The sequence below is a fragment of the Methylocaldum sp. genome, assembly GCF_039794385.1.
Taxonomy (GTDB): Bacteria; Pseudomonadota; Gammaproteobacteria; order Methylococcales; family Methylococcaceae; genus Methylocaldum.
Genome location: NZ_JBDIVO010000293.1, coordinates 1 through 5,678, shown reverse-complemented (window position 1 = coordinate 5,678; position 5,678 = coordinate 1). Strand labels below are relative to the sequence as shown.

Here is a 5,678-nt window from a genome sequence, read left to right as displayed (position 1 = left end):
GACGCGGACTGGCCGCCGCTTTCATCGGCAATCTCCGCAAGCAGACTCAACGCCTGATCCTTGTTGCCTTTTGCCCATTCCCCGCACGCCAGGGCTAATTCTTCGGATTCCCGGGCATAGGATTCGATGCGCGAAAGCCATCGTTCACCCTGCTCATCGCCAAGCTCGGTTCGAAATCCTTCCACCAGGAGTTGCGCCCGCAAATCGCCCAGCTCCGAATTCTTCTCCATTGCAGCTTGCAGATAAGCGCGGGCTATACTGCCCGTGTCACACCCTTGCAGACGGGCCGTGAGATCGCGAGAGTCATACCAGACCCTGAGAAAGTCCACCAGCAGGCGCATGGGCTCGCTAGTCTGGTTCTCCTTCACCTCCACGCAGATTCGCATCAAAGGTTCGGCGATCTCGTAGAGGGATTCGCGTCCTCGCTGGGCGGATTGGACATAGCCTTTATCGCGCAAGTCCTTGAGTTGGCTGGAAATGGTCTGATGACTGGCGAAAAGCCGCTTGGCCAACTCTTTGACCGGCGTGGGCCGCTCGCGAGTGCACAGGTACTCGACAATCTTCCGCTGCTGGGCGGGAAGCCAGCGGATGCGCTCCTGATAATAAGGCGTCATTTCGTCGATCATCTTGGAGAAAGGTCCTACCAGGGCGTCGATGTTGTCGCGCGTGATGAACTGGGACAGGACGATGTAAATCCGGTGGTTACCCCCGGACAGATGATGCAACGCACGGATGCGGGCGCGGCCGGTCGGACTGTGCAGAAAAGCGGCCACGTCGGGTTGTCCGTTCAGCGTTGCGATCTTGCCGAGCAATTCGGCGGCCTCTTCGACCGAAAGCGTCACGAGCTGCTCGGTTTGAAAGAATCCGAAGAAAACGCTATTGCGCTTGGTAATGTCATCTACAAGCCGCTGCGCTGTAGCAACAATGGTCAGCACCGGGTGCTCCTGAATCAAAGCCCGCAGCCGCTGTTGGCCCGGCTCGCCTAAACCTTCGAATAGGGCGTCCAGGTTTTCCATTACTACCAGCAGAGTCCGATCCTTCAATTGCTCCAGCAGCAAGTTTGCAAGCCAGTGCTCGGCGGCGTCCGGCTCCAAATCGTAGATGGGCTCCAAGGATGCCTCGCTGTAGTCATCCGGATAGCGTTTGACAAGAGCCAGATAGATCCGGCGCAGGAATTCGAGCAGTGTGGTACTGGTCGCATCTTCATTGAGCCAGGCGATATTCAGGTGCTTCTTGAGTTCCTCATCCTGACCGAGGCGGTGGACCAACAGTGTGACTAGGTGAGTTTTACCGGTACCGCGAGGCCCGACAAACAGCAGATGATGCTTGTTGCCGGTAGTAGCGCTCTCGCGGACCCGCTCCACGGCATCGTCCAGCATCGCCTGGCGCTGCACGAAGATCGCCTCAAGATCTTCCGGCGCGGTGCGACTGGGGGTGAATACAGAGAGAAATGTACGATCGTTCATGGCCGGCTCGTCTCAGAGTCCTCGGGAAAGCATCCACCAGCGCTTCAGCAGCGGAAAGCGGAACTGGTAGCAACCATGGGCGTCCCGCGACAGATAATGATCTTGCTCGACCAGTTTAAGCAGGCCTATCAGGCTCTCCCGTTCGGAGAGAGTGCCCGTGCCTTTCAGTTCGGTTAGCAGTTCATTGACGGAAACCGGCTGGTGGCGAACCGCGATACCGTCGAGGATGCCAAGTACGGCTGATTCGTTGTCCTTGCCGTAGTAAACCGGGATGCGCTCGCGGTAGTGACTTAGCTCCCAGGGATCGTTGGTGTCCAGCAGTTGACGGGACACGATCGCTTCGACGGCATCTGGCGTTGCCTCCCGGCCGGAAAGCTTGAGCGCCTTGACGATGTGGTGGATGTAGAAAGGAAACCCATCCGAGATTCGGGCGATGGTGTCGGCGACAGCCTCCGGAGCCTTGGTCGGGATACCCTCGCCTGTGATCAGTTTCGTGGCCAATTCGGCGGCTGCCACCGAGTCCAGGGGCAGAACCTCGAGAGGGAAGGTGTCGTTCAATGGTGAGTTGGCATAATTCTGGCGCTTGAGGCTATGGATAACATGGTGGAATCCAATGGAACCGGTGAGAATCATCCGGAGCCCCCTGTCACCCTCGTCTTGACGTAGCGCGCGCAGAGTATCGAGTACCTCCATGGCCATGATCTCTCCCTCGCGATCGCTGATGCTTTTTAGCATGTAAGGGACTTCATCCCACAAAAAAAGCGGGCGTTCGTCGTGCTTCTCTCGTTCTTCGACCAAGTCTTCGATCGCCTTGGTAAGGATCTCCTTCCAGGGCGCCTGAGCTCCAAACGGAGGCAGCTTGAACACGCCTCCGACCTCGGTCCCGCCCATAGTGTTGAGAAAGTCCCGAACGCGTCGGGCCGTCCATTGACGAGCCGAGAGAAAGCCATCGACCTCTCGATAAACAGCGAGGGCGAACTCCAGGGCCGTGTGGCACTTCTCCAAATCCTGAAAAATCGGAACCCAGCCGCTAATCGGCTCTGCGCAAAGCTTTTTGATGATCGTCGTCTTGCCGATGCGCCGCTCGGCATTTATACGAATCGATTGTTGATCGATAGTGTCCCAGATTTGCTTGATGATCTCGTCACGACCAACAACCTCGTTTAGATCGATCTGACCGCCCGGATTAGCTTTCATATTAGTCCTTTAAGCGTTTATGTTTTTCATCATTGTACGTTATCTTTAACGTACGTCACATTCAATGTATTTAATTAGACTCTAACCAACTCTACATTTTCAGAGTTTCCTTCCGTGACATCGCCGACCTAAGGCTAAGTGGGCGATAATTTCGGATAATTGTCGATCCTACCCGGCTGTCTGACTCACCCGCTTTGAATACATCCATGGCCGATTTCTCCGCCAGCGAACCGACGCCCTTCGAAAGATCGCTCACTCGTCCGGTGATGCGCGCCCTCCCCGAACTGCGGGAGCTTCTGATACTCGCGGAGCACGTCGCGGATGCGGGCTGGGATTGGGCGCGGGTGGAAGTTTTGGCGGAATTGCATCACGGTGAGGAATCGTTTCCGCTGCTGGCCTTTCGCTTCGGTCCGCCCGATCCCGCCTTGCCGGCTCTGGCGCTGTTCGGCGGGGTCCACGGGCTCGAGCGTATCGGCACGCAGGTCGTGACCTCATATCTCCGGACCCTGGTGGAAATGGCTCGCTGGGACCGGGTGACCCGAGACATGCTCTCCACGACTCGCCTGCTGATCATGCCGCTGGTCAATCCGGTCGGCATGTATCTCAAACGACGATCCAACGGCAACCGGGTCGATCTCATGCGAAACGCGCCGGTTCGGGCGGAAGGATTGTCCCGTTGGCATCTATTCGCCGGGCATCGCATTTCTCCCGCATTGCCCTGGTATCAAGGGCAGGAAGACGCTCCCATGGAGATCGAGGCGCAAACCCTTTGCGATTGGGTGCGCCGCGAGCTCTTTCCCGCCCGAACCGCACTCAGCATCGACGTGCACTCCGGCTACGGGAAGGTAGACCGCCTGTGGTTTCCCTTCGCGAAAACCCGGAAGCCCTTTCCGGCACTGGCGGAAGCCGTCGCCTTGAAGCACCTGATCGACAAGACCCATCCCAACCACGTCTATTGCATAGAGCCCCAGTCCCGACAGTACCTCGCCCACGGCGACTTGTGGGATTACCTCTACGACGAATACAGAACCGTCCGGCCCGACGGCCGCTATATTCCCTTCACCCTGGAGCTGGGTTCGTGGCTTTGGGTGAAGAAGAACTGGTCGCAGGCATTCTCGGCCCTCGGCGTCTTCAATCCGCGCCTTCCTCACCGCGTGCGGCGGACCCTAAGGCGTCATCTTTTGCTGTTCGAGCTTTTCTACCGCGCCGTACGCTCGCCCGAGCCATGGACCGAGCTCGACGAAGCCGAGCGAGAGCGGTTAAGGCGTCAGGGCTTGGAATGGTGGTATGACGGATGATGAGACGCGCAGCCGCCGGACCAATCGGCCGGGTGTCGATTGGCACGCACTGTGCCCATATGATTCGCCGACGCATATTCTGGTCTACGGTACATTTTCGTGCGTGCTGAATTCTCCTGTATGACGCGCAGGATCAGCGCGCCGCCGGGTTGTCTGCTGATTTCGCATCCTCCCCGGCGCTCGCCCGCTGGGCGCTTCACGCATCCAAATCGACTCCCGCCGGTGAAGTTCCTCTGCCGACCGCCGAACTTCCTGGCGATTTGGATCGCACGCTTACCCTTGATGTAGCCCACCACGTTCGAAACCGCATACTTCGGCGGAATGCTGATACACATATGAACGTGGTCGCCCATCAGGTGACCTTCAACAATTTTCGATTCCTTGTGCCCGGCGAGCTCCTGAAATATCTCTCCAAAATGCCGCTTGAGCGCACCAAAAATCAATTTCTTCCGCCGCTTCGAACCGTCCCCGCCGCAGAAGACCTGCAACAGGCCGCGCACTCCCCCTGGTTTTGCATGCTCTCCTCGATGGCCGCACCGGCGCGGCCTGCGTCGGCCAGGTCTTGAGCCGCTGTGAGCTTGGATGTCAGGGAGTCGGCGCTCCCCAAGCTGCCGATCGTCCCGAGTTCCTCTCCTGGAGCGGGCTGATCGTCTGCATGGTGCTGGGGATCGTAGTGACGACGTTCACGGTCACGGGGGCCGCGTGCGCGACCGAGGTCCCCGGAAACCCGACGATCCACAGCGTGTACGTGCCGGGCGTGACGGTGGACGCGACACCGATGGTGAGCGTGAAAGAGAAGGACCCATTGGGCGGGAGGGAGCCGATGTCCTGGGGGAAACCGGGCGCCGTGAAGCCGGCCGGCAGCGCCCCTCCGGTCGGCTGGGCGAAGATCCCGAGCTTCACGGCCTCTCCCGTGAACCCGTTCAGCGAATTCACCGTCACCGTCGCCAGGCCCTGTCCGCCTTGGGTGACGTTGATCGTAGGAAGGGGCGAGAAGGAGTAGTCGCTGACGAGGACGAGTTTGTCGGCGAAGCCATCGCTGGCGCCACCGCCGTACCTCGGCTGAGCGGCTCCCATCTGGTCTGCGTTGCTCGGTGGGATCTCGCCCGCCAGATAGACATTGAACCCCGAGATGGACGGCGGAACGGCGAGGGCGGTCGCGACGTCGGACGATCCAAAGGAGAAGAAGACCGAGTTCTGGAGGACCGCCGGGTCCGCGGTCGGGAATGTTTCGGCGAAGGCCTTCAGGTCGTACCCGAGGACCCACAGAAAGGCATGGGGGCCGCCGAACGTGCCCGTATCGAACGACCCCGCCACATTGACGACCGGTCCGAAGAACGAGCCGCCGATACCCAGCGCGAGCACCCGATCGAAGCCGCCGGCTCCCACAAAGCTCGCCTGGATCACGCTCGCCAGGCTGGAGTTGAGGCGAGCCACGAAGCCGTCCGTGGCCCCTCCGAACGTCGGTGTGTGCCCTCCCAGCGTTCCGGGGAAACTCGAGGCAGTGGTCTCTCCCCCCACGAAGACGTCCGGCCCTGAAACGGCTATGGCGTGCGCGATGTCCTGACCAAGCCCCCCGAGGTAGGTGGCCTGCGCGAGCGAGGTCAAATCGCTGGTCAGGAGCGCCACGAAGGCGTCGGACTGGCCGTCGGGATAATGGATTTCCTGAGCGCCCCCTCCTGTCTTCGGAAAGTCCGTCGAGACGGTTTCCCCCGTC

Annotated in this window: 4 protein-coding genes and 1 pseudogene; 1 reads left to right on the top strand and 4 read right to left on the bottom strand. The window is 59.7% G+C overall.

The features are described 5' to 3' along the window. Both ABJK70_RS18950 and ABJK70_RS18945 read right to left on the bottom strand, forming a co-directional pair. A partial coding sequence (locus ABJK70_RS18950; RefSeq protein ID WP_347258773.1) for an AAA family ATPase occupies window positions 1-1,466 on the bottom strand: 1,466 nt, incomplete at its 3' end. A 12-nt stretch (window positions 1,467-1,478) separates the two neighbouring features. Continuing rightward, a complete protein-coding gene (locus ABJK70_RS18945; protein ID WP_347258772.1) occupies window positions 1,479-2,663 on the bottom strand; it encodes a hypothetical protein in 1,185 nt (394 codons plus the stop codon). A 206-nt stretch (window positions 2,664-2,869) separates the two neighbouring features. Between ABJK70_RS18945 and ABJK70_RS18940 the strand changes: the two genes are divergently transcribed. Further along, on the top strand, window positions 2,870-3,961 hold the full coding sequence (locus ABJK70_RS18940; protein WP_347258771.1) for a M14 family zinc carboxypeptidase: 1,092 nt from the start codon (window positions 2,870-2,872) through the stop codon (window positions 3,959-3,961). A gap of 218 nt (window positions 3,962-4,179) precedes the next feature. Here the strand turns inward: ABJK70_RS18940 and tnpA are convergent. Together tnpA and ABJK70_RS18930 are read right to left on the bottom strand one after the other, a co-directional pair. Continuing rightward, a pseudogene (gene tnpA, locus ABJK70_RS18935) lies at window positions 4,180-4,419 on the bottom strand (IS200/IS605 family transposase); the annotation flags it as partial. A gap of 127 nt (window positions 4,420-4,546) precedes the next feature. Next, the coding region (locus ABJK70_RS18930) for a hypothetical protein (RefSeq protein WP_347258770.1) at window positions 4,547-5,678 on the bottom strand (1,132 nt) is incomplete at its 5' end.

Bases quoted from the DNA above. Each gene is read 5' to 3' on its own strand.
- ABJK70_RS18940 (WP_347258771.1), top strand. From the start codon at position 2,870: ATGGCCGATTTCTCCGCCAGCGAACCGACGCCCTTCGAAAGATCGCTC.
- ABJK70_RS18945 (WP_347258772.1), bottom strand. From the start codon at position 2,663: ATGAAAGCTAATCCGGGCGGTCAGATCGATCTAAACGAGGTTGTTGGT.